The sequence below is a fragment of the Streptococcus suis genome (genome assembly GCF_016775005.1).
Classification (GTDB): domain Bacteria; phylum Bacillota; class Bacilli; order Lactobacillales; family Streptococcaceae; genus Streptococcus; species Streptococcus suivaginalis.
This window is the reverse complement of sequence record NZ_JAEUXI010000014.1, coordinates 1-2,354: the sequence shown is the minus strand read 5'-3', so window position 1 is coordinate 2,354 and position 2,354 is coordinate 1. Positions and strand designations below refer to the sequence as shown.

Annotated in this window: 1 pseudogene; it reads left to right on the top strand. The window is 48.2% G+C overall.

Annotated elements, in window-relative coordinates:
• Positions 1-2,354 (top strand): annotated as a pseudogene (locus JNG37_RS09740) (WD40 repeat domain-containing protein); the annotation flags it as partial.

Sequence of the window (2,354 nt, the reverse complement as noted above, 5' to 3'; positions counted from 1 at the left end):
AACGGAAGTTCTGTTATTTCAGAACGTCAACCAGATGGCAGTGTCAAAGTATACAATGTCTCTGCAACAGGTGAGCGTACCGAAATCACAACTATTCGCAACGGCGTAGATGGAACCAATGGAACCAACGGAAGCTCAGTTATTTCAGAACGTCAACCAGATGGAAGTGTTAAAGTCTACAACGTTTCCTCAACAGGTGAGCGTACAGAAATCACAACTATTCGCAACGGCGTAGATGGCACCAATGGTACCAACGGAAGCTCAGTTATTTCAGAACGTCAACCAGATGGCAGTGTCAAAGTATACAATGTCTCTGCAACAGGTGAACGCACTGAAATCACTACCATCCGTAATGGAGTAGATGGCACAAACGGTACCAACGGTCGTGACGGAGCAAACGGAAGTTCTGTTATTTCAGAACGTCAACCAGATGGAAGTGTTAAAGTATACAATGTCTCTGCAACAGGTGAACGGACTGAAATCACAACTATTCGCAACGGCGTAGATGGCACCAACGGTACCAACGGTCGTGACGGAGCAAACGGAAGCTCGGTTATTTCAGAACGCCAGCCAGACGGCAGTGTTAAAGTATACAATGTCTCTGCAACAGGTGAACGCACTGAAATCACTACCATCCGTAATGGAGTAGATGGCACCAATGGAACCAACGGCCGCGATGGCGCAAACGGAAGTTCTGTTATTTCAGAACGCCAACCAGATGGCAGCGTTAAAGTCTACAACGTTTCCTCAACAGGTGAACGCACTGAAATCACAACTATTCGCAACGGCGTAGATGGCACCAATGGAACCAACGGAAGCTCGGTTATATCAGAACGCCAACCAGACGGCAGTGTCAAAGTATACAATGTCTCTGCAACAGGTGAACGCACTGAAATTGCCACCATCCGCAACGGTGCAGATGGCACCAATGGAACCAACGGTCGTGACGGAGCAAACGGAAGTTCTGTTATTTCAGAACGCCAACCAGATGGTAGTGTTAAAGTCTACAACGTTTCCTCAACAGGTGAGCGCACCGAGATTACTACCATTCGAAATGGAGTAGATGGCACAAACGGTACCAACGGTCGTGATGGCGCAAACGGAAGTTCTGTTATTTCAGAACGCCAGCCAGACGGCAGTGTTAAAGTCTACAACGTTTCCTCAACAGGTGAGCGCACCGAGATTACTACCATCCGAAATGGAGTAGATGGCACAAACGGTACCAACGGTCGTGACGGAGCAAACGGAAGTTCTGTTATTTCAGAACGTCAACCGGATGGTAGCGTTAAAGTCTACAACGTTTCCTCAACAGGCGAACGCACTGAAATTGCCACCATCCGTAACGGTGCAGATGGCGCTCGCGGTCAAGATGGAACCAACGGTACCAACGGAAGCTCAGTTATTTCAGAACGTCAACCAGATGGTAGTGTCAAAGTATACAATGTCTCTGCAACAGGTGAGCGTACTGAAATCACTACCATCCGTAATGGAGTAGATGGCACAAACGGTACCAACGGTCGTGACGGAGCAAACGGAAGTTCTGTTATTTCAGAACGTCAACCAGATGGCAGCGTCAAAGTCTACAACGTTTCCTCAACAGGCGAACGCACTGAAATTGCCACCATCCGTAACGGTGCAGATGGCGCTCGCGGTCAAGATGGAACCAACGGTACCAACGGAAGCTCAGTTATTTCAGAACGCCAACCAGACGGCAGTGTCAAAGTGTATAATGTTTCCTCAACAGGTGAACGCACCGAAATCACAACTATTCGCAACGGCTTAGATGGCACCAACGGAAGCTCTGTAACTTCAGAAGTTCAAGCAGATGGCAGTGTCAAAGTTTACAATATTTCTCCAAGCGGCGAGCGTACTGAAATTGCCACCATCCGCAACGGTGTAGATGGAATCAACGGTACCAACGGTCGTGATGGCGCAAACGGAAGTTCTGTTATCTCAGAACGTCAACCAGATGGTAGCGTTAAAGTCTACAATGTTTCTTCAACAGGTGATCGCACCGAGATTACTACCATCCGCAATGGTGTAGATGGAGCTCGCGGTCAAGATGGTACCAACGGTACCAACGGTCGTGATGGCGCAAACGGAAGCTCAGTTATTTCAGAACGTCAACCAGATGGTAGCGTTAAAGTCTACAACGTTTCCTCAACAGGTGAGCGCACTGAAATCACAACTATTCGAAACGGCGTAGATGGCACCAATGGTCGTGATGGCACAAACGGAAGCTCAGTTATTTCAGAACGCCAACCAGACGGCAGTGTCAAAGTATACAATGTCTCTGCAACAGGTGAACGCACTGAAATCACTACCATCCGTAATGGAGTAGATGGCACAAACGG